This window comes from Eubacterium sp. AF36-5BH (genome assembly GCF_003460505.1).
Taxonomy (GTDB): Bacteria; Bacillota; Clostridia; order Lachnospirales; family Lachnospiraceae; genus Eubacterium_G.
The window spans coordinates 82,804-105,269 of the sequence record NZ_QTVG01000005.1 but is presented as its reverse complement, the minus strand read 5'-3'; the positions used below and the strand labels follow the sequence as shown (position 1 = coordinate 105,269).

The window sequence follows — 22,466 nt, the reverse complement described above, 5'->3', positions numbered from 1 at the left end:
TTAATTTTAAAGGAGATTATTATATGGCATTTGATGGTGTTACCATTTCTGCTTTAGTAGCAGAATTTAATGATAAATTACTTAATGGAAGATTATACAAAATTGCACAGACAGAAAGCGATGAATTATTACTTACAATCAAGAATGGTAAAAATCAATATCGTTTACTGATAAGTGCTAACGCAAGTCTTCCTTTAATATATCTTACAGATAAAAACAAACCGGCTCCTCTTACCGCACCTAATTTTTGTATGCTTCTTAGAAAACATATAAATAATGGACGTATTATTTCAATTACCCAGCCGGGGCTGGAACGAATTGTTGATTTTGAAATACAGCATTTAGATGAATTAGGCGACATAAAAACCAAACACTTAATCATAGAATTAATGGGTAAACACAGCAATATTATTTTTGTAAACGAAGGAACCATCTTGGACAGCATTAAGCATGTTAATTCAATTATGAGTTCAGTCAGACAGGTTCTACCGGGAAAAGAATATTTCATTCCTCATACCTCTGAAAAGCTTAATCCTCTTGATGTAGAAAAGGAAGTTTTCTTTAAAACAGTTTTTTCAAAGCCTATGCCTTTGTCAAAAGCTATTTATACATCTTTTACAGGTATCAGTCCTACTATTGCTGAAAACATTTGTTATGAGGGCAAATTTGATTCATCAATGCCTGCTAATGTTTTAGAACATGGGGATCAGAACATCGTTTGGATGTATTTTTATCAGCTAATTAACAAAGTTAAAAATTGTGATTTTATACCTACAATTTACGAAAAAAACGGAAAACCTGAGGAATATGGTGTAACCATTTTGTCAACTTACAGTGACTGCACAACAACATCCTTTGAAAGTATAAGCACTTTACTTGAAACATATTATTCTAAAAAGAACTTATACACAAGAATGAGACAGAAATCTGTAGATTTAAGAAAAATTGTAACTAATGCTCTAGAGCGAGATAACAAAAAATACAACATACAGTTAAAACAGTTAAAGGACACAGAAAAAAAAGACAAATTCAAAGAATATGGTGACCTTTTAACAACCTATGGCTACTCAATAAAAGAAGGTTCTAAAGAATTTGAAACTGTCAACTACTATAATGGTAAAACAGTTAAAATCACTTTGGATCCTACTATTTCGCCTATTGAAAACGCAAAAAAATATTTTAATAAATATTCAAAATTAAAGCGAACCAGCGAGGCCTTGGAAACAATTATAGTCGAAACAAAAAATTCAATTGACTATCTTGAGTCAATTAACGTTGCAATAGACATGGCAACTACTGAAGATGACTTAAAAGCAATAAACGAAGAATTGGTTCAGACAGGTTTTATAAAGAAAAAACATACCAATAAGAAAGCTAAAAATAATAGCAAACCTTTGCACTTTATTTCATCAGATGGCTTTGATATGTACGTTGGCAAAAATAATATTCAAAATGAACATCTTACTTTTAAAGTTGCAACTGGAAATGACTGGTGGTTCCACAGCAAATCCTTTCCTGGCTCACATGTAATTGTAAAATGCAACAATCAGGAATTGCCTGATAACACTTTTGAAGAGGCCGCAAGACTTGCAGCTTTCTATTCCAAAGGTTCAAACCAGGATAAAGTTGAAATAGACTATATTCAGAAAAAGCATGTAAAGAAAGTTGCCGGTGCAATGCCGGGATTTGTTATTTATCATACCAATTATTCCATGATTGCGGAGCCTAATATCGACAATATAAAAGAGATCTAAAGTAAGGCAAAATATCGACAATATAAATGTAGCTAAATATTGCTAAATATTAACAACCTAAACAAAAAATAAAATATTAATTCTAAAAGAAGGTACTTAAAAAGCAGAGCCATAAAAGCTCTGCTTTTTATAGTTAATAGAAATTCCTTAAGATTCCCTATTATAAATTATAAACTTATATAAACGTTCTACTATTATCCGATTAATTCGTCATATAATTTTTCGTATTTCTTAGCTGATGTATTCCATGAATAATCTACTTCCATGGCTCTATCCACCATCTTATTCCAATCGCGCTTCTTATCATAATAAATATGCTCTGCATATCTAACAGTTCCCATCATCTCATGTGCGTTATAATTCTTAAATGAGAATCCAGTACCTGTATTTTCATATTCATTATAAGGTTCTACTGTATCTTTCAAGCCACCTGTTTCCCTAACAATAGGTAATGTACCGTATCTCATGCTCATTAACTGACTTAATCCACATGGTTCAAACAATGATGGCATTAAGAAAGCATCACAGGCTGCATATATTTTATGAGAAAGTTCTTCAGAATAATATATATTAGCAGAAACATCTTTTCCATATTTCCAGTCAAAATGTCTGAACATATTCTCATATCTTTCTTCACCTGTACCAAGAATAACAAACTGAAGTTCATCCTGACACATTTCATCCATAACACAGGATACCAAATCTAAACCTTTTTGGTCTGTAAGTCTGCTTACCAAACCTATCATCATCTTCTTAGGATTTACTTCCAAGCCTAACTCTTTCTGTAAAGCTGTTTTATTCTTAACTTTTTCTCTTCGGAAATTATCTTTGCTGAAATTCTTTGCAATTAATTTATCTGTAGCCGGATTATATTCATCATAATCAATACCATTTACAATACCTCTAAGACAATTAGATCTTGCTCTCATTAATCCATCAAGACCTTCTCCAAAGAAAGGTGTTTTTATTTCTTCTGCATAAGTATCACTAACTGTAGTAACCATATCTGCATATACAATACCACCCTTAAGGTAATTACCATTATCGTAATCTTTTAACTTATCTGATGTGAAATAATAATCAGATAAACCTGCTAGATCCTTGATTGTATCAATATCCCAAACACCCTGGAACTTTAAGTTATGTATAGTCATAATAGACTTAATGCCCTGATAGAATTCTCCATTGGCAAAACTGTCTTTCAAATAAACAGGAATTAAACCTGTATGATAATCATGGCAATGTATAATATCCGGTCTGAAATCTATTACTGGAAGAGCCGATAATACTGCTCTTGAAAAGAAAGCAAACTTCTCTAAATCATATCTTGGATCACTGTATGGTCTCTCTCCTGAAAAATAATATTCATTATCAATGAAGTAGAATTTAACTCCTTCATATTCCATTTCCATAATTCCAACGTACTGTCTTCTCCAGCATAAGTCCATATAAAAATGATCAACATAAGTCATTTTTTCTTTCCATTTATGGTCAATACACATATAATTTGGAATCATAACTCTAACATCATATTTTTCTTTGTCAAAACACTTTGGTAAAGAACCTACAACGTCTGCCAATCCCCCTGTTTTAATAAAAGGTACACATTCTGATGCTGCAAATAATATCTTCTTCATATCTTCCTCCTCCAGATTAATTCTTTTGTATTATATGCTTAATTATCTACATTTGTATTCAAGTCTAATCTTATCAGCTATTAATGCTATAAATTCAGAGTTTGTAGGCTTACCTTTTTCTGCATTTATAGTATATCCAAACAACTCATCAATAGTATCCATTCTTCCACGATTCCATGCCACTTCAATAGCATGTCTTATGGCTCTTTCAACTCTGCTGGATGTTGTCTGGAATTTTTTTGCAATTGAAGGATACAATATTTTCGTAATGGAATTAAGCATTTCATTGTCATTTACCGACATAATAATTGCTTCCCTTAAATACTGATATCCCTTAATGTGTGCAGGCACTCCAACATCATGAATAATTGATGTAACATCATTTTCAATGTTACGCTCCATAAAATGTTTTCTATCTTCTCCTGCACCAATAATTTTTTTAGTTTCAGGTATTCTCTTGTTGTATGATTTTACACCTTTTACCCTATCTGCTATCATATTTGTTTCAAATGGTTTTAGTAAATAATACCCTGCGCCATAACCAAATGCATCCTGAATAACATTCTCATTACTAATTGCTGAAGTTATAATGAAAAAAGGCATCTTAATCATTGCACCATCATCATTAACCTTATTCATTAACGATAAGCCATCCATCTTTGGCATAATTAAATCTAAAATAACAACATCAGGTGTTGACTTTCTTATTAATTCATAAGCCTCCTGACCATTTTTAGCCTTACCAATAATCTGAATTGCTGTATCTTTTGATAATGCTGAATCTATGTTTTCGATTACTTTTTCATTGTCATCAACAATAATAACAGATATTTTTTCTGAGTTTCCGGTATATGTTTTATTTATATTGCGATTATTTAAGTTCGTGTTCATCATTCCTCCTAATTTTGTCAAAACACAGCACTGTTTAAATTCTTTTGACAAAGAAGATTATAGTTTGTTAGATGAAGATATTCAACTTAAAGAATTCGCATAAAAATCCTTTTTTCGACAATTAAGTTTACATATATTTTTTCACAGTGTTAAAAAATGTAAAAAAGCTTATAAAAACCATATATAAATGTCGATTTTTTTAAAATAATGTCAATATTTTCTTAGTTAATGTACACTACCATTTCTTCCTTTTCAGCAAGTTCAATTCTATAGCCGTCTCTAAGTTCGTAATATACTTTCGGACGTAGCTGTGTACCATTAACCTTAGTTCCGTTAGTTGAATCATAATCTGCAATACGGTATTTTCCATCCTTACATGAAATAACCACGTGAATCTTAGATATGTAAGTTTCCGGCACAACAATATTTGCATTTTCTCTTCCAATTGTAAACGGAATTCTATTAATCTGATATTTCTTATTGTTATAAATAATCATTGCCTGAACTTCATTTTCCACAGACTTTGCAGCAGCCTTCTTTGGAGTTTTGTAATGCTTTGTTGCAGCCAGGTTTTCTCCTGACGTCTGATGTTTCTTTCTAAGTTCTAAATTATATTCTGTAAACGGATTAAGAACCATACCGTTTAACTCTTCACATTCATTCATAAAATTATATGCGTATGTTGCAGAAACCTTTACAAATGAAAAATTTTCCATATAATCATCAGGTATCTGTGCATAAGATGTGAATACCGGAAGCAATCTGCTTCTTCCACCATCTTTCACAATGTCAGGTTTCATTGAAACACCCTCTATAGTTTCATATGACAAAGAAGCATCTTCAAAATCACTCTTCATCGCCATAATGATATCTGCTTTTTGCAATAAATCTACAATATCTTTTTTCTTAACCTTCTTTTCAGGTTTTTTGTTATATTTTTTTATCATTTCTTCTATTTTATATACAATTTCTGTATTATTTCTTGCCATTTTAGGTCTCCTTAAATTTGTTTATTTATACATTATACTACATTTTCCGACTTATTTATATATGAAATATTCATTTTTTCTTTTGAAATATTTTTATAAATCAAATTAATTTGCAAGAAACATATTTTCTGCAAATATACCGTATCCTTTTGTAGAGTCGTTGACTAATACATGTGTTACTGCTCCTATTATTTTTCCGTCCTGTTCAATAGGACAACCACTCATGCCCTGAACAATTCCATTTGTCTTTTTTAATAAATTCTTATCGGTAATCTTAACAATCATATTTTTTTCTTTATTTGTTCTACTTACTTTTAAGATTTCTATATTGTACCAAGTGGCTTTATTGTCCCAAATAAGTTGAATCTTTGCTTTTCCTGTATGCACATTATTTCCTAATGCCATTTCCATTTTCTTTAATTTGTATTTTTTTACAAGATTATATTGCATCTCGCCATTAATACCACAATTGTTATTAGACTTTATGGTTCCTAAATAATTTTCATTATTGTATATAATGCTTCCCAGAAGACCACCCGGCTCTCCCTTTTGTCCCTTTTTAATTCCCCAAATATTTGCATTATAAATAGAACCATTTTTTGAGGACAAAAGCTTACCTGTATCAATGTCACTTATTCCATGACCTAGGGCAAAATATTTATTCTCATAAATAAAAGACATTGTTCCAATTCCCTGAGAATCATCTCTAACCCAGATGCCAAACATATAATTGCCATTTTTTGATTTAACAGGTTTTAGTTTCACTAACTTAATTCCACTATTTGATTTTATAGTAAAAACAACCGGTTTATTCTTATTTTCCTTAATCAAATAAACTAATTGTGCCTTATTACTTATTATATGCTCATTAAATTTTATAATATAATCTCCGGATTCAATTTTATCCTTGGCAGGATTTATTTTTTCTCCTTTAACATTTTCAAAACATCCACTACCAATTACCATCACACCCTGAGTTTTTAAATAAAGCCCTATAGGAAGACCAACAGGATAAACATAAGTTTTATCAATAACATTTACTTTTGTATTTTTTACAGGAAGAATCCCGAAAAGCTTATATTTTCCCGTATAAGAGCCTACTTTTCCCGTAATTATATTATTCTTGCCAGTAAGAGTTATTTTATCCTTTCCGGTAGATTTATTAATATTTAAAGAAACAGGGATCCCAAATTCATAATTAGCATTATCATTTGAATTAACAAAAATAGTATTTGGAAGATTTTTCTGTACATTCCAAATTACTGAAACAACTATTATTAAAACAGCAATACATATAGATGCAATAATTGTATTTCTATATATTTTTCTCATAACATAACCTCCAAATTACTAATTTCTTTTAAACAAATGTGCATCCCTAGGGGAACATTTATTTATGTAGCAAGAAATTACAGAAAATTTTCTTACGTCATAAATAAACAAAAGGAAGACTTTCGCCTTCCTTTTTAATATCTCTAATTTTTCAGTTTTAAATCAAGTAACTTTTTGTTCGTTCTGCCATTTCTTTCATTTCTTTTGCATGAGAAATTGCCGCCTCACTAACAGTACCATCACCATTAATTCTAACAAGTTCTTCTATTGACTCATCACCTGATAATTTCTTAATGTTGGTAATTGTACTATTATTTTCCAACTTCTTTTCAATAAGATAATGATTGTCTGCCATAGCAGCTATTTGTGATAAATGAGAAATACATATTACCTGATGATGCCTACTGATGTTTGCCATTTTTTCTGCTACCATAGTGGCTGTTTTACCACTAATACCTGTATCGATTTCATCAAAAATCAAAGTATCTATCTCATCTTCTGAGGCAAGAATTGATTTTATGGCAAGCATAATACGTGAAAGTTCACCACCTGATGCCACCTTATTCAACGGCCTTACAGGCTCTCCCGGATTTGTAGAAATCATAAAATTAACATTATCAAATCCATTATCCGTAATTGTATTACTTCTTTCAATACTTATTTCAAAATTAACAGCCATGAAATTCAAATCTATTAAAGATTTAGTTACCTGTTCCTGTAAAACTAAAGCTGCTTTTTTTCTTTCCTCAGATATGTCCAATGAAATATTTTCCATATCCAAATATATGGAATCAATTTCGCTTTTAATATTATTTATTTCCTCTTCATAATTAATTAATTCATCTAAATAATTTTGTTTTTCATTTTGATATTCAAGGATTTTTTCAATTGAATTACCGTATTTTATTTTTAAATGATTAATTGTATTTAATCTGTTTTCAATTTCGTTAATATAATTAGAATCAAACTCAAGACTTTCTGTATAATCTACAATGTCACAATCTAAATCCTTACACATGGAGTCAATGTCATAAAGGCACTCTTTAAACTGTGTAATCTTTTCATCATCAGACTTAACGGAATTAATAAGCGAAATAGCTCTGTTAATTTGCGAACCAACACCATTTTCATTTTCACAACTTATAAGCTGATATATGGACGAAAGTTCCACTGCCACATCCTTTGCGCCTGCCATTTTTTTATAAGTTGTTTCCAAGTCAACATCTTCATTTCCTTTTAAATCAGCCTGTTCTATTTCATCTACTTCAAATTTGGCAAATTCTATTTCTCGGGCTCTTTGTGCCTCATCCATAGAATATTCATCTAATTTTTGTTTTAATTTTTTATAATTATTATTTAATTCTTTTAAATGAGCTAACTTATCTTCTATTTTGTCCTTTGCAAATTTATCTAAAATTTCAAGATGTTTTGCAGGATATAATAATGATTGATGATCATGTTGACCATGTATATCGATTAACATTTCCATAATGGTTTTAAGAGTTTTAACATTAACTGTTTCACCATTAATTTTTGAAACACTTCTGGACTCCGTTATTTTTCTTGAAACAGTAATAATATTGTCATCATCAACAAAAATATCCATATTTCTGATAAAATCGGCTTGTTCTTTTTTCGTTGAAAAAGTCAGCTCTACTAATGCAAAGTCTTCACCGTTTCTAATAATGTCCTTTGAAACCTTATTCCCCAGTGCAATATTAACGGAACCTAAAAGTAATGATTTACCGGCACCGGTTTCTCCTGTAAGCACAATAAGTCCATTAGAAAAATCTACGTCAACCTCTTTAATTAATGCCAGATTTTTTACGTGTAAATTTATTAACATATTTCCTCCTTTATGTGCTTCTCTCCATTTGTCCCACTAAGCAATTATTTCCGTAATAATTCCTTTAACCTTTTTTGCATTTTCCTTACTTGTTATTGCAAGAAAAATCGTGTCATCACCTGCAATACAGCCTACAATCTCATTAATTTCAATTGCATCTATTGCTGCTCCAACTGCCATTGCCATGCCTGCAATTGTCTTAATGACCAAAATGTTCTCTGCGCACTGCATAGAAACAATTCCATCATTTAAAACTCTCATGTATTTACTGTCATGTGTAATTGCCGTATTAACGGGCACAGCATATTTTTGACCACCGTTTACAGATGATGTTTTTATTAAATTAAGTTCTCTTATGTCTCTTGATACTGTTGCCTGAGTTACCTTAAAACCACTTTCAATTAATTTTTTTGCCAGTTCCTCCTGTGTATCAATATCATATTCTCCAATTAAATCTATAATTTTTCTTTGTCTTTTTGATTTCATAATTACCCCTACCTTAATTTAGTTTATCTTTTACTGCCTGTAAGAAGCTGCCTTCATCTAACTTAGCAATCTTTGTTGTTTTTTCAGACTCACTTATATTAATTATATCTCCTGATATTATTTTGAAAACGCCATCTCCATCAAAGGAAATCCTACGATTTTCTTCGTTTGCAATACGACTTTTACCAATTTTAACCTCTATATTATCGTGTCTTGACAAAATAAGACTTCTGTTTGCAAGTGTGTGTGGACATATAGGTGTTAGTATAATCATATTTGAATCAGGTCTTGCAACAGGACCACCTGCCGATAAATTATACGCAGTAGAGCCTGTTGGCGTTGATAAAATTATGCCATCTGCATGATAGTTACCTAATATTTCTTTATTAACGTACACCTGATAGTCAGTAATGGCTAAATCTCCACCTCTATGTATTACAATATCATTTAATACTGTTGATGAGTAAACCTGCTTGCCATCTCTTATAATTCTACCATCAAGCATCATTCGTGACTCAATATTAAAATCATCATTTATTAACTTGTCTAAAGATTCTTTTACATTGTCCGGTGAAATTTCAGCCAGAAAACCAAGCGTTCCTTTATTAACACCAACAAAAACAACATCTAAGTCTATAAAATCCTTTGTGGCATGAAGTAAAGTTCCATCTCCGCCAATGCTGATTATACATTGTGTATCACCTGGTATATCCTTACTTTTAAGAACTTTGTACTCCCCTGTGCTATAATCCACATTATCGATTAGCACACACTGGCAACCACTTTTTGTAATATAATCTAATATTTTATAAGAAATTTCCAGTTTATTATCTTTTAAACTATTTGTTATAACGCAAAACTTTTTCATGTAATCCTCTATTTATCCAATTCCTGATGTGATTTTTCCACAACCTCTTCAGGTATTATATCTGATAATTTTTCGCCTTGTTCTTTATTTGTATTCTGTAAATATAATAAATATTCGATATTTCCTTCAGGACCTTTCACAGGTGAAAAATCCAAATTAATAATATCAAATCCAATGCTCATGGCAAATGTTATAACACTTTCTATAACATCTTTATGAACCTTCTTATCTCTTACAACGCCTTTCTTTCCCACGTTTTCTCTTCCTGCCTCAAATTGTGGTTTAATAAGACAAATAATCTGACCATTTTCTGTAAGAAGATTTTTTACAGGTAATAAAACTTTTGTAAGTGATATAAATGAAACATCAATTGAGGCAAAATCTATAACATCATCAATATCTTCAGGTGTTACATAACGGATATTTGTTCTATCCATGCATATAACTCTTTCGTCCTGAACAAGTTTCCAGGCAAGCTGTCCATGACCTACATCAACTGAGTAAACTTTTACAGCTCCGTTTTGTAACATACAGTCTGTGAAACCGCCTGTTGAAGCACCTACATCCATACAGATTTTTCCACCTAACTGTACTCCAAAACAATCCATTGCCTTTTCTAACTTTAAGCCCCCACGACTTACATATTTAAGAGTTTTACCTCTTACTTCAATATTAACATCATCCTTAAAAAAAGTTCCGGCCTTGTCCTCTCTTTGATTATCCACAAAAACAATGCCACTCATAATTATTGTTTTTGCTTTTTCTCTTGAAGGTGCCAAACCTCTTTTTACAAGTAAAACATCTAATCTTTCTTTCATTATACTAACTCTTTAACCTTCTCATATATTTTTTTGCTACTAATGCCGATTTTTTCTCTTAATTCATCAACCAAGCCCTGCTCAACAAAACAATCCTCAATTGCCATGATTTTTACATTACAATCTAAACAGTTTTCCTGAACGTATGTGGATACTGCCTCGCCATAACCACCTTTTTTTATAGCTTCTTCCACTACAATGATCTGTTTATGTCTTTTTGCAACATATTCAATCATATCTTTGTCTAATGGTTTTATGAATCTTGCATTTACAATTGTTGGATTAATGTTTTCTTTCATAAGCAAATTATAGGCTTTTTCTACTTCTTCAAACATATTTCCAACTGCGATTATGGCAATATTATAACCGTCATTTACAATTTCACTTTTTCCAAGTTCAACCGGACTAGCCGTTTTTTTCTCTGCCACATAAGCTGTACCTCTAGGAAAACGTATGGCAATAGGACCATTATATCCCATTGCAAATTTCACAGATTCAATTAATTCCTTTGTATCTTTTGGAGCAATTATTGTTAAATTAGGAATTGCTGACATAAAAGATACATCAAATATTCCCTGATGTGTTTCTCCATCCTGACCTACCAGACCTGCCCTGTCAACAATCATTACAACAGGTAAATTTTGAAGACACACATCATGTAGTATCTGATCATAAGCTCTCTGGTAAAAAGATGAATAAATTGAAACAACAGGTTTATAGCCACTAGCTGCAAGTCCTGCCGCAAAAGTTACTGCATGTTCCTCAGCTATACCTACATCAAAAAATCTGTCAGGATATTCTTTTTGAAATCTTGAAAGACCTGTGCCATCAGGCATTGCTGCTGTAATAGCTAATATTTTTTTATTTTTCTTAGCCAATTTAACTAATGTTCTTGAAAAAACTTCTGTGTAAGACATTGTTCCTGCAGATGAAGACTTTACTTCCTCTCCTGTTTCAACATCAAACTTTCCTATACCATGGAATTTTGATGGATTATTTTGCGCAGGTAAATATCCTTTTCCCTTTGTTGTTTTTACATGTATAACAATTGGATGGTCTATTTTTAAGGCATTTTTAAAAATACTAATCATTCCATTAATATCGTGTCCATTAACGGGTCCAATATATGTGATTCCTAAATCATCAAACAAACCACCTGGTATAATAAAGTTCTTAATATTATCTTTCGTTTTCTTTACTTTTTTAACTATTTTTTTACCGATTTTTGGAATTTTGCTTAAAGATGTTTCAACATCTTCCTTCAGGTAATTGTAGTGTTCTCCAACTCTTAACTTATTTAAATAGTTTGACATACTGCCAACATTTTGAGAAATAGACATATTGTTGTCATTTAAAATAATTACAAAATTCTTTCCTAAACTTGCAACATTATTAAGAGCTTCCAAAGCCATACCACCGGTAAGTGCTCCATCACCAATAACCGCCACAACCTTATTATTGTTATTATTAAGCTTATTTGCCATAGCCATACCAAGCGCCGCAGATATTGATGTTGAGCTGTGCCCTGTGTCAAAAGAATCAGTATCGCTTTCGTGTCGTTTTGGAAAACCACTTATACCATCAAGCTGTCTTAATGTATCAAACTGTTCCTTACGACCTGTTAAAATTTTATGTGTGTATGACTGATGACCTACATCCCATACAATTTTATCCTGTGGAAAATTTAAAACTGCATGCAAAGCTATAGTCATATCTACAGTACCTAAATTTGACGCAAGATGACCACCTGTTTTGCTGACTTTTTCTATTAAAAAACTTCTTATTTCTTCAGCCAAAATAGGATATAAATCCTTATCTATTTTTTTTATATCATTTTCTTTATTTATATTATCTAATATTTGTCCCATATTTCTTACGCTTTAGTTTTATTTTTTCCTATTAATTAATTTAATTATTAATTGTTTTAGGAAATCATTATTACCGTTAATATTATCTAAAATTTCAATTGCTTCTTTTGAATATTTTTCAACATCTTTTTTTGATTGTTCTATGCCACAAAGAGAAACGTATGTTGTTTTGTTGTTCTTTTCGTCACTGTGAACAGGTTTGCCTAAAACATCTGTTGTACTTGTTATATCCAAAATATCATCCTGTATCTGAAAGGCTATACCAACGTTTTTTGCTATTTTTTCTACATTTAGAATCTCAACTTCATTTGCCCCTGCAAGAATTGCACCTGCCATCATGGAAGCTTCTATTAAAGCTGCCGTTTTCAAATTGTGGATATACATAATTGTGTCCATATCCATCTTTTTATTTTCATTTATTACATCAACAGTCTGACCACCAACCATGCCGTAGACGCCTGCTTTCTTTGCAATTACACCCATTGCCTCTGCAGCTTTCATAGGCTCATCACTTTTTATTACAGCCTGAGACATAATCTCATAGGCCATATTAAGAAGACCATCTCCTGCTAATATACCCAAATCCTCGCCATACTGTGCATGTGTAGTTTTTTTGCCACGACGATATTCATCATTATCCATTGCAGGTAAATCATCATGTACCAAAGAATAAGTATGAATCATTTCTATCGCTGCCATAAAAGGATAAGCATTTGTAACATCGTCTTTAAACAATTTTGCCGTTTCCATTATAAGCATTGGACGAAGTCTTTTTCCACCTGCTTTAAGACTGTAATTCATTGCTTCAATAATTATTTTCTGTTTGCCTTCTTCTTTTGGAAAATAATTATATATAATATCTTCTACTTCTTTTGTTTTTAACTTTAAGTTTGTATTGAAATCGTTCATAATAACTCCTAAATGTCTGTTAAACGTTCTGCTGTGCTTCTTCATTTATTATTTTAATTTGTTTTTCAATAGTCTCTATCTGCTGATTGCAGTCTTTTATTATTTTCAAGCCCTGATTATATAATTTAAAAGACTCATCTAATGTAACATCTTCTTTTTGCATTGCTTCAATAATTTTTTCAACTTCATTAAAGTTCTGTTCTATATTTTTTTTATTTTCCATTATAAACTCCTTCAGTTATATCATAGGTTTTTGCTTTTATTTGTCCATCCTTAACAGTCAACATAACATCATCACCTACATTAACCTGTTTTACAGAATTAATTGCTTCGCCCTTATCATTAGTAAAATAAGCAAAGCCTTTTGAAATTTTATTTAAAGGTGATAAACCGTTAAGTTTCTCCGCATATATTGCAAGCATATGCTTTCTGTTAGTGAATAAACTATTAAAAGCATCATTAAGTCTTGTATATAATTCATCTGAATACTGTTTTTTGGTATTTAACTGATTAATTGGATTATATAGATTAAGTTTGGTCTGTATATATTTCAAATTGTTACGTGTGTTTGAAATTTTATTAACCATCTGAGATAGTAACAACTGTTTGTAACGTGTGATATTAAGTAAATATTCATTGTAATCAAATACAGCTATCTCAGCCGCAGCACTTGGAGTTGGTGCCCTTAAGTCTGCCACATAATCAGCAATTGTTGTATCAGTTTCGTGACCTACCGCCGAAATAATAGGTGTATTACAATCGAAAATAGCTTTTGCCACTATTTCCTCATTAAAAGCCCACAAATCTTCAATGGAGCCACCACCACGGCCCACAATAATTACATCTAGAGACAATGAATCTAAATATCTGATACCGTTTACGATATCTATTGCAGCCTCTGCCCCCTGTACAAGACTTGAATATAAATATAACTGCACATAAGGATTTCTTCGCTTTGTAATATTAATAATATCCTGTATTGCAGCACCTGTTTTTGCTGTGCAAATTCCAATTTTTAAAGAATACTTAGGAATAGGTTTCTTATACATTTTATCAAAAAGTCCCATTTCACTAAGTTCGTTTTTCAACTGTTCAAAACGCTGATATAGTAGGCCTGCACCTTCTAAGGTTATACTTTTTGCATATAACTGATATTTTCCATCTCTTTCAAAGACGTTAACGCTGCCTAAAACAATTACCTTCTGTCCTTCTTCTAATGTGAATTTCAAATTGTTTCTGTTACCCTTAAACATTATGGCTGAAATTACACCTGTCTTATCTTTCAATGTAAAATATATATGACCTGAAGAATGATAAGTTACATTGCTTATTTCTCCCTTAATGCAAATATTAGCCAGCATAAAATCCTGACTAAACATTTGCTTTATATATGTGTTTACCTGACCAACTGTGTATATAGACGGCATATATTATCTCCTAAAATAATTTTGCAAGAACACCATTAACAAATGATGGTGAATCATCTGTTCCGTACTTTTTGGCAAGTTCAACAGCCTGGTCTACGGCAACAGGCTTTGGTATATCATCATCAATATTCATTTCATAGTAAGCTAATCTAAGAATATTAAGGTCAGCTTTTGCCATTCTGTCTGTTTTCCATGATACAGCTACCTTGTCAATTTCTTTATCAATATCATCAGTTCTTGAAACTATATCTGTAACACGATTAATTATATATTCTTTATCTTTTTCCTTTATTTCTTTAATTTCGCCTAACTGTTCTAAATTCTCCATGTATAATCTGTATTGTTTTTGTAAATCTTCATCCTCATGGAACTCTGTACAATATAACAATTTAAAAACATATTCTCTGATTTCGGCTCTCTTCATATTTCCTCCACATATCTGATTATTAATTATGTTATTACGTTCAAAAAGGGTGTCCTAACAGACACCCTACGTTAATCTAAATTATTTTGATAAAACACTTGAAATGTTTACATTAACATTCTCAACCTTCAAGCCTGTCATATTTTCAACTGTAGTTTTAACTCTGTCCTGTACTTTCTTAGATACTTCAATAATCTTTTCGTTCATTCTGATAATAATTGAAACATCTACCATAACGCTACCTTCAGCTACATCAACTCTAACGCCCTTTGAAAGTTTCTTCATGCCAAGTTTTGCAACAATCTCTGATGTGATATTACCAGCCATACCAACAACACCATCAACTTCTAAAGCTGCCATTGCTGAAATAACTGCAAGTACATCATCACTAATATGAACATCTCCTAATTCTGATTTTTCGTTTATTCTATATGTGTTTCTTACATCTTCCATTTCAAACCTCCTACCTTAAGGATAACCTTATAAACTAACGATAGTATATCATTAATAATATAAATTTACAACCATTTAGGCAAAACAGAAACAGCCATCTGACAGGTACCACATTACCTTCAAATGGCTGTTTTTGTTTTTATAAATTTATTGAAGTTTCACTATCATTTCCATTATTGACTCAATATTTTCAAAATTTTCTTCAATCTTTTCTTCTGAAGGAATTTCGATGTCAAAATTGTTTTCCAGCTCCTCAATAAATTCAATCATTTCCATAGATTCTAAATATTCTACAAGGTTTAAATTATTGTTTTCCACACTAATTCCCGGACTAATCATCTCCAAAATTTCAATAATTTCATCTCTCATTATTCATGCCTCATTTTATAAAATATTTTTTGTTTTGAAAATATACTTTCACGTATATAATTACCATACTATGAAATATAATTCAATTCTTTTTTATGATATATGAAAATAAGAAAAAATTATGCAACTTTTTTGATTATTTTAAACATTTTCCATATTAACGTTTTAATTTCCTATTCAACGTTTTTAAGTGCGTTGTCCATTGGTATCTTCTTAATTTTTTTAAACTGGGAAAATGCAACTATACCATAGCAGACGATTCCTATGATAAACATTTCAACATAAGTTTTTTGTTCCAAATATAAAGTTAGCCAACCATTATAATCTTTCATCATTTCAAAATAAATCTGATCAATAATTTCTGTTGATAAAATAAGGCTTATAATTATTGACAAGCCAACCATCCAGGTTGTTGCTGTTATATAAAGTTTACCGACTTCCCTATTATTGTAGCCTAAAATTTTAACCATTGAGATTGAATTTTTATTCTTCTCAATTATTAATTTTGTTAAAAGATAAATAAGTAAAACAAACAGACAAATTGCAAAAACATTTATAAGATAAAACATATTCCCCATTGAAACGTTTAGCTGTCTGGAGGTTTTGGTCATATCTTTTTCCGTTATTACACTTGCAACATCTTTGTCGTCAATGGACAATTTTTCATTTGAAAAATAGCCTGAAAAATAATTCTTGTCCTTATCAATTAGTGAATTTAGTTTATCTCTTGTCATAAATACCGAAAGACTACCTGGATAATTAACTACTCCGGCTACCTTTATTTTGTATTTTTTACCACTGTATTTATCTTTTAATGTAAAAGTATCACCTTTATTTATTTTGTATTTTTCTGATAAGCCATCGGAAATATACATTCCATTTTCTACGTTCTTTTTAAAATATTTACTGTCTTCTTCAATACCATACAGGCTTATATCCTCACTAAGAGAACGTCTGTTAATCTGTAAAGATGTTAAACTGTATTTTTCAGCATCTTTATTTTTTACCTGGACAGAATTCTTTAACACATATTGATTTTTTGCAATCATATTATCTACAATTTCATTTTGATAATGTGTTAATAAAGGATGCATCATCATACCAAATAACAGCATAATATTGGCAAACAAAATACCAACAAATAAAGTTATGTAATTACCTTTGTTTTGTAAAATTATTCTCAAACGGAATCTTGTAATAAACTTGAAGTTGGGTAATTTTAAAGCCTTTTTATTTTTCTTTCTTGTTAAATCCTTTCTGATAAACTTAAGTGGACTTATGGAAAGTTTAGACATTAATGTAATAAAATTAATTACAAGCATAATTATCAAAGGAACAACCGTAGTTAAAATAAACGCTTCTGCATTCCAAATTGTCTTATATTTTGTAAGACTGTAACTTCCATAATACATTCCTGCCGCAACATTTTTAAATATTGTATAGCCCAAAACATTTCCAATAATTGCAGCTATAAGCGAAATTATAATTGGAAGTGCCATATAATGTACTACCAACTGTTTCTTTGAATAGCCCATGGCTCTAAGTGTACCTATGGAAGTTGCTTCATTTACAATTGTATGATTAATTGTAACAGCAAATACAAATGCTAAAATTACAATTAAAATATATAAAAGCACAATCATCATAGAATGATCACTACCTATATCATCGCCTGTAAAATTAATAGCCGAATTTGTATATCTTGGTACATATTCATTAATTTCATTTCCGTTAGCATAAACTACTTTTGATATTTCCTTAACTAACTTGTCCGATTTCTTCTTTTCGTTTTTTTCATTTGCAGGTTCATTATTGTATTTCCATGCATAATCATAAAATGTATTTTTGTCAATGGCATCAAACTGTTCATCTGTAACAATTGCCACGCCAAACAACACAGCATCAAACATAAGATCTGTATTATTTGAAAATAGTGCACTGTAATCTGACAACGCAACTAAACCTGTAACTTTGTATTTTTCTTTTGAAAAACCAACTGTATCGCCTATTTTGATTTTATTGTTATCCGCAAACATTCTATCAAGAGCTATTTCGTTATTTTTCTTAGGAAGTTCACCATCCATTATGCAGATTTTATTTATATCTTTTCTGTTTTTAAACAAACGTAAAGTTGCTTTTTCACTTCCTGATAGTTTTTTGTCACTTTGTAACTCTTTATAAAAATTTTTATATATTTTTATATTATTTTTTTCTATTTCTTTTTTATCACTATCTGACAAATCATTTTTTAAAACAAAATGACCATTTTCAATATTGTATTTTTCGAAACTGTCATCATAAGTTTTCTTCATGCTTGAACCGGCAACAAGGAAACCTGATATGAAACCGATTGTTAATGTCATAAAAAGAAATATTGCTATATATTTTCCAAGTTCACTTTTCAACTCTCTTGGTAATCTTTTCAGTAAAGGACTTCTCATACCAATCACCCCCTACCAGTCAAGATCTTTAGCAGATATTTTATTTTCATTTTCAACTATTTTTCTTATTTGTCCATCTTTTAATTTAATGATTTTATCTGCCATATTTTTTATTGCATCATTATGTGTAACCATGATAATTGTATTGCCATATTTTTTGTTTACATCTTCAATTAACTGCAAAATATCTTTTGAAGTATTGTAATCGAGAGCTCCCGTTGGCTCATCACATAATAAAATATCAGGATTTTTTACAATAGCTCTTCCAATGGCTGTTCTTTGTTGCTGACCACCGGATAACTGATTTGGTAACTTATTTCTGTGTTCATATAAGCCTAAAGTATTAAGAAGTTCATCAATATCTAAAGGATTGTCACTTAAATATGCACCTACTTCAATATTTTCTTTTACATTCAAATTAGGAATAAGATTATACATTTGAAAAATATAGCCAAGGTGTTTTCTTCTGTAATTCGTTAATTCACCTTCGCTCATATTTGAAGTTTTTTCTCCATTAATTGCTACATATCCTTCATCGCCGTTATCTATACCTCCTATTATGTTAAGAAGTGTAGATTTACCTGAACCTGAAGGTCCTAACATTACACAGATTTCACCTTTAGCTACATTAAAATCAATTTCTTTTAAAACTTCTACAGAGTTCTCTCCCTGTCCAAAACTTTTCTTTAATTTTTTTACCTCTAAAAACATCTTTATTCCTTTCTTAAAACAATCTTCATTAATACTTACATTAAGTTTTCAATTTATTTCTAAAATCTACAACCTTTTATATTATTGGAGTTTATACTTTAAGTTGTATATTTATATAATGGCAATTTGAACCTTTCAATTTTAAATCTTAATCTTATTATCAAAGAAAAAAACTGAATAAGTAACGAACTTTAAATTTCAATTACCTATCCAGTCCTTTTCTAAGTCTTAGTGGCAGCCCCTACATTTACTGCAATCTCCACCACATTGGAGAGATTTTCCACTTTTTTTATCCTTTATCATGCTTCTAACTATTAAACACACAATAACTACTAAAACAGCTAAAACAATAAACGTTCCTACTATTCCATTCATAAAACCCTCTCCTTTCAAGTCGGAAACGAAATGCCCAGTTTCATTTCCATATTTCATAATGATTTACATGGCAAGTCTGCCATTTTTATTAGTATTTTAAAGTTTTACTTTGTTTATAAGGTCTAAATAATAAGTAAATAAATGCGATTATTATTGCAACGGCAACAATTGTACCAAATCCAAATGTTGCTCCTGTAAATAATGAACCGATTTGGAAAATACAAAGTGAAACTAAGTAAGCTAAACCACACTGGTATCCAATTGCAAAGAAGAACCATTTTGTATTGTTCATTTCTCTCTTAATAGCACCCATAGCTGCAAAACATGGAGCACATAATAAGTTGAATACTAAGAATGAGTAAGCTGCAATAGCACTCATGCTATGAGCAAGTGTTCCCCAAACTTCCTGACCGTCTTCTGCGATTTCAGAACCAAATCCGAATAACATACCAAATGTACTAACAACGTTTTCCTTAGCAATAAGACCAGTAACGGCAGCAACTGCCATTTTCCAGTTACCCCATCCAAGAGGTTTGAAGATTGGCGCGATAACACCACCAATTTTTGCTAAAATACTGTCATTTAACTGTGTTTCCATATCAAGCATGCCAAAGTGTCCGTCAAGCCAACCAAAGTTCATTAAGAACCAAAGTAAGATTGTTGAAAGTGTAATAATTGTTCCTGCTTTCTTGATGAATGACCATCCACGTTCCCACATACTTCTTAAAACATTACCTGCTGTTGGTAAATGGTATGCCGGAAGTTCCATTACGAATGGTGCAGGATCTCCTGCGAACATCTTAGTTTTCTTTAAAATAATACCTGATACGATAATTGCTGCAACACCTACAAAATATGAACTTGGAGCTACCCACCAGGCACCATCAAATAACGCACCTGCGATTAACGCAATGATTGGTAATTTAGCACCACATGGAATAAATGTAGTTGTCATAATTGTCATTTTTCTATCTCTGTCATTTTCAATTGTTCTTGAAGCCATTACACCAGGAACACCACAACCACTACCAATAAGCATAGGGATAAATGATTTACCTGATAAACCGAATTTTCTAAAAATTCTGTCCATGATGAACGCTACTCTTGCCATGTAACCACAAGATTCAAGTACAGCTAAGAAGAAGAATAATACTAACATCTGTGGAACAAAACCAAGTACAGCACCAACACCGGCTACAATACCATCAAGGATAAGTCCCTGTAACCAGTCAGCACAGTTAAGCGCTACTAATACTTTTTCAATGGCAGGTGGAATAATCTCACCAAACAATACATCATTTGTCCAGTCAGTTACGATTGTACCAATTGTTGTAACTGAAATATAATATACAACAAACATTACAATTGCAAAAATTGGAAGAGCTGCCCATCTGTTAGTAACAATTCTATCAATTTTGTCAGATGTTGTTAAGTTTTCTTTGCTTGACTTTGTATAGCATCCTTTAATTATTGAAGATATGTATTCATATCTTTCGTTTGTGATAATACTTTCTGTATCATCATCAAATTCTTTTTCTAATGCTTCAATCTGATTGTTTACATTTGGAACAACCTTTAAGTTTTCTGAAATCTTATCATCTTTTTCTAACAACTTAATTGCAAAGAATCTTTTCTGTGCATCAGGTACTTCTGATGATAAAAGAGCTTCAGTTTCATCAATGATTGTTTCAACCTTTTCATTAAATTTATGTGCGATTTTATTTCCCTTCTTGCTTTCAGCAAGTTTAACTGCTTTGTTTGCAAGTTCTTTAATTCCATTTCCTTTCAAAGCAGATATTTCAACAACTTCACAACCTAACTTTTCGCTAAGTTTGTCAATATGAATCTTATCACCTTTCTTTTCAACGATATCCATCATATTAACAGCCATGATTACAGGAATACCAAGTTCCATAATCTGTGTTGAAAGATATAAGTTTCTTTCTATATTTGTACCATCAACAATATTGATGATTGCATCAGGTACCTCGTTAATAAGATAATTTCTAGCCACAACTTCTTCCAAAGTATATGGTGATAAAGAATAAATACCAGGTAAATCCATAAGCTTAACATCTTTATGTCCCTTTAATTTACCTTCTTTTTTTTCTACTGTTACTCCAGGCCAGTTACCTACAAATTGGTTTGATCCTGTTAGGGCATTAAACAAAGTTGTTTTACCACTATTTGGATTACCAGCCAATGCAATTTTAATCGACATTACTATTTTCCTCCCATTGTTTGTCTTTGCTATCTTTCGTTAGTGTTTTCTAACTGTATAGTAAAAAAAATTATTCTACTTCAATCATTTCGGCATCTGCTTTTCTTAAAGATAATTCATAACCTCTAACAGTTACTTCTACAGGATCACCAAGTGGTGCAACTTTTCTAACGTATACTTCCACGCCTTTAGTTATTCCCATATCCATGATTCTTCTTTTTACAGGGCCATCGCCAGTAAGTTTTTTAACTTTAACAGTTTTACCTACTGCTACTTCTCTTAACGTTTTCATAAAAAGCTCCTCTCCTTTATGTATTAATTAAACCATTATCTTATTGGCCATATCTTTGCCAATTGCGACTCTGGATTCTTTTACATTAACAATAACGTTGCCTCCAATTTGAGACACAACAGTAACTTTTGCTCCTTGTACAAAACCTAAGTTTTCAAGGAAGCGTCTAGTTTCTTCTTTTCCACCAACTCTTTTTATTTCATTTTCTTCCCCTGAATTCACCATTGTTAAAGGCATCATAAGTTCCTCTTTTCTCTGTTGCTAATTTTTTACTTTAGTTAGTATAGCCTAACTTGCATTAGATGTCAATAATATTTTTTCGTCCTTACTAATTTTTGTTTGTTATGTATATTCC

22 protein-coding genes are annotated in these 22,466 nt (G+C 31.1%); 1 reads left to right on the top strand and 21 read right to left on the bottom strand.

Annotated features, from left to right (window positions below; all coding sequences use genetic code 11):
* Positions 1-23 precede the first annotated feature (23 nt).
* Complete coding sequence (locus DW006_RS06280; protein ID WP_117999521.1) at positions 24-1,754, top strand: NFACT RNA binding domain-containing protein; 1,731 nt, start codon at positions 24-26, stop codon at positions 1,752-1,754.
* Between the two features lie 194 nt (positions 1,755-1,948).
* Here DW006_RS06280 and glgA read toward each other — a convergent pair whose 3' ends face one another.
* From glgA to DW006_RS06175, 21 genes are all read right to left on the bottom strand, one after another.
* Positions 1,949-3,391, bottom strand: coding sequence for a glycogen synthase GlgA (glgA, locus tag DW006_RS06275; RefSeq protein ID WP_117999520.1), 1,443 nt, complete (start codon positions 3,389-3,391; stop codon positions 1,949-1,951).
* A 42-nt stretch (positions 3,392-3,433) separates the two neighbouring features.
* Positions 3,434-4,282: a sporulation transcription factor Spo0A gene (spo0A, locus tag DW006_RS06270; RefSeq protein WP_117999519.1), complete on the bottom strand. Its 849-nt coding sequence runs from the start codon at positions 4,280-4,282 to the stop codon at positions 3,434-3,436.
* A 221-nt stretch (positions 4,283-4,503) separates the two neighbouring features.
* Complete coding sequence (locus DW006_RS06265; RefSeq protein ID WP_117999518.1) at positions 4,504-5,271, bottom strand: FHA domain-containing protein; 768 nt, start codon at positions 5,269-5,271, stop codon at positions 4,504-4,506.
* A 105-nt stretch (positions 5,272-5,376) separates the two neighbouring features.
* Complete coding sequence (gene spoIVB, locus DW006_RS06260; protein WP_117999517.1) at positions 5,377-6,603, bottom strand: SpoIVB peptidase; 1,227 nt, start codon at positions 6,601-6,603, stop codon at positions 5,377-5,379.
* A gap of 157 nt (positions 6,604-6,760) precedes the next feature.
* Positions 6,761-8,449 (bottom strand): DNA repair protein RecN, encoded by a 1,689-nt coding sequence (recN, locus tag DW006_RS06255; RefSeq protein WP_117999516.1) that lies wholly within the window; start codon positions 8,447-8,449, stop codon positions 6,761-6,763.
* Positions 8,450-8,485: 36 nt separating this feature from the next.
* Entirely contained in the window at positions 8,486-8,935 is a 450-nt protein-coding gene (gene argR, locus DW006_RS06250) for an arginine repressor (RefSeq protein WP_117999515.1), read from the bottom strand.
* Positions 8,936-8,948: 13 nt separating this feature from the next.
* Positions 8,949-9,803 (bottom strand): NAD(+)/NADH kinase, encoded by an 855-nt coding sequence (locus DW006_RS06245; RefSeq protein WP_117999514.1) that lies wholly within the window; start codon positions 9,801-9,803, stop codon positions 8,949-8,951.
* Positions 9,804-9,811: 8 nt separating this feature from the next.
* Entirely contained in the window at positions 9,812-10,621 is an 810-nt protein-coding gene (locus tag DW006_RS06240; protein WP_117999513.1) for a TlyA family RNA methyltransferase, read from the bottom strand.
* Positions 10,621-12,489: a 1-deoxy-D-xylulose-5-phosphate synthase gene (dxs, locus tag DW006_RS06235; protein ID WP_117999512.1), complete on the bottom strand. Its 1,869-nt coding sequence runs from the start codon at positions 12,487-12,489 to the stop codon at positions 10,621-10,623. Before dxs ends, DW006_RS06240 begins: the two co-directional genes overlap by 1 nt.
* Before the next feature lie 18 nt (positions 12,490-12,507).
* Positions 12,508-13,398, bottom strand: a complete 891-nt coding sequence (locus DW006_RS06230) for a polyprenyl synthetase family protein (RefSeq protein WP_117999511.1) — start codon at positions 13,396-13,398, stop codon at positions 12,508-12,510.
* A 19-nt stretch (positions 13,399-13,417) separates the two neighbouring features.
* On the bottom strand, positions 13,418-13,621 hold the full coding sequence (gene xseB, locus DW006_RS06225; RefSeq protein ID WP_117999510.1) for an exodeoxyribonuclease VII small subunit: 204 nt from the start codon (positions 13,619-13,621) through the stop codon (positions 13,418-13,420).
* Positions 13,611-14,825, bottom strand: a complete 1,215-nt coding sequence (gene xseA, locus DW006_RS06220; RefSeq protein WP_117999509.1) for an exodeoxyribonuclease VII large subunit — start codon at positions 14,823-14,825, stop codon at positions 13,611-13,613. Before xseA ends, xseB begins: the two co-directional genes overlap by 11 nt.
* A 10-nt stretch (positions 14,826-14,835) precedes the next feature.
* The gene (gene nusB, locus DW006_RS06215) at positions 14,836-15,249 is read right to left on the bottom strand and encodes a transcription antitermination factor NusB (RefSeq protein WP_117999508.1); all 414 of its coding nucleotides are present in this window, start codon (positions 15,247-15,249) and stop codon (positions 14,836-14,838) included.
* Positions 15,250-15,330: 81 nt separating this feature from the next.
* Positions 15,331-15,702 carry an Asp23/Gls24 family envelope stress response protein gene (locus DW006_RS06210; protein WP_022165603.1) on the bottom strand — a complete coding sequence of 124 codons (372 nt, stop codon included), beginning with the start codon at positions 15,700-15,702 and terminating at the stop codon, positions 15,331-15,333.
* Between the two features lie 147 nt (positions 15,703-15,849).
* Positions 15,850-16,071, bottom strand: a complete 222-nt coding sequence (locus DW006_RS06205; protein ID WP_022165604.1) for a phosphopantetheine-binding protein — start codon at positions 16,069-16,071, stop codon at positions 15,850-15,852.
* A 173-nt stretch (positions 16,072-16,244) separates the two neighbouring features.
* Positions 16,245-18,512, bottom strand: coding sequence for an FtsX-like permease family protein (locus DW006_RS06200; protein ID WP_117999507.1), 2,268 nt, complete (start codon positions 18,510-18,512; stop codon positions 16,245-16,247).
* Positions 18,513-18,524: 12 nt separating this feature from the next.
* Positions 18,525-19,223 carry an ABC transporter ATP-binding protein gene (locus tag DW006_RS06195; protein ID WP_117999506.1) on the bottom strand — a complete coding sequence of 233 codons (699 nt, stop codon included), beginning with the start codon at positions 19,221-19,223 and terminating at the stop codon, positions 18,525-18,527.
* Between the two features lie 228 nt (positions 19,224-19,451).
* The gene (locus DW006_RS06190; protein ID WP_117999505.1) at positions 19,452-19,598 is read right to left on the bottom strand and encodes a FeoB-associated Cys-rich membrane protein; all 147 of its coding nucleotides are present in this window, start codon (positions 19,596-19,598) and stop codon (positions 19,452-19,454) included.
* An 88-nt stretch (positions 19,599-19,686) separates the two neighbouring features.
* Entirely contained in the window at positions 19,687-21,819 is a 2,133-nt protein-coding gene (feoB, locus tag DW006_RS06185) for a ferrous iron transport protein B (protein ID WP_117999504.1), read from the bottom strand.
* Positions 21,820-21,889: 70 nt separating this feature from the next.
* Positions 21,890-22,111, bottom strand: a complete 222-nt coding sequence (locus DW006_RS06180; protein ID WP_117999503.1) for a ferrous iron transport protein A — start codon at positions 22,109-22,111, stop codon at positions 21,890-21,892.
* A gap of 27 nt (positions 22,112-22,138) precedes the next feature.
* A complete protein-coding gene (locus DW006_RS06175; RefSeq protein WP_022164732.1) occupies positions 22,139-22,351 on the bottom strand; it encodes a FeoA family protein in 213 nt (70 codons plus the stop codon).
* Between the last annotated feature and the right edge of the window lie 115 nt (positions 22,352-22,466).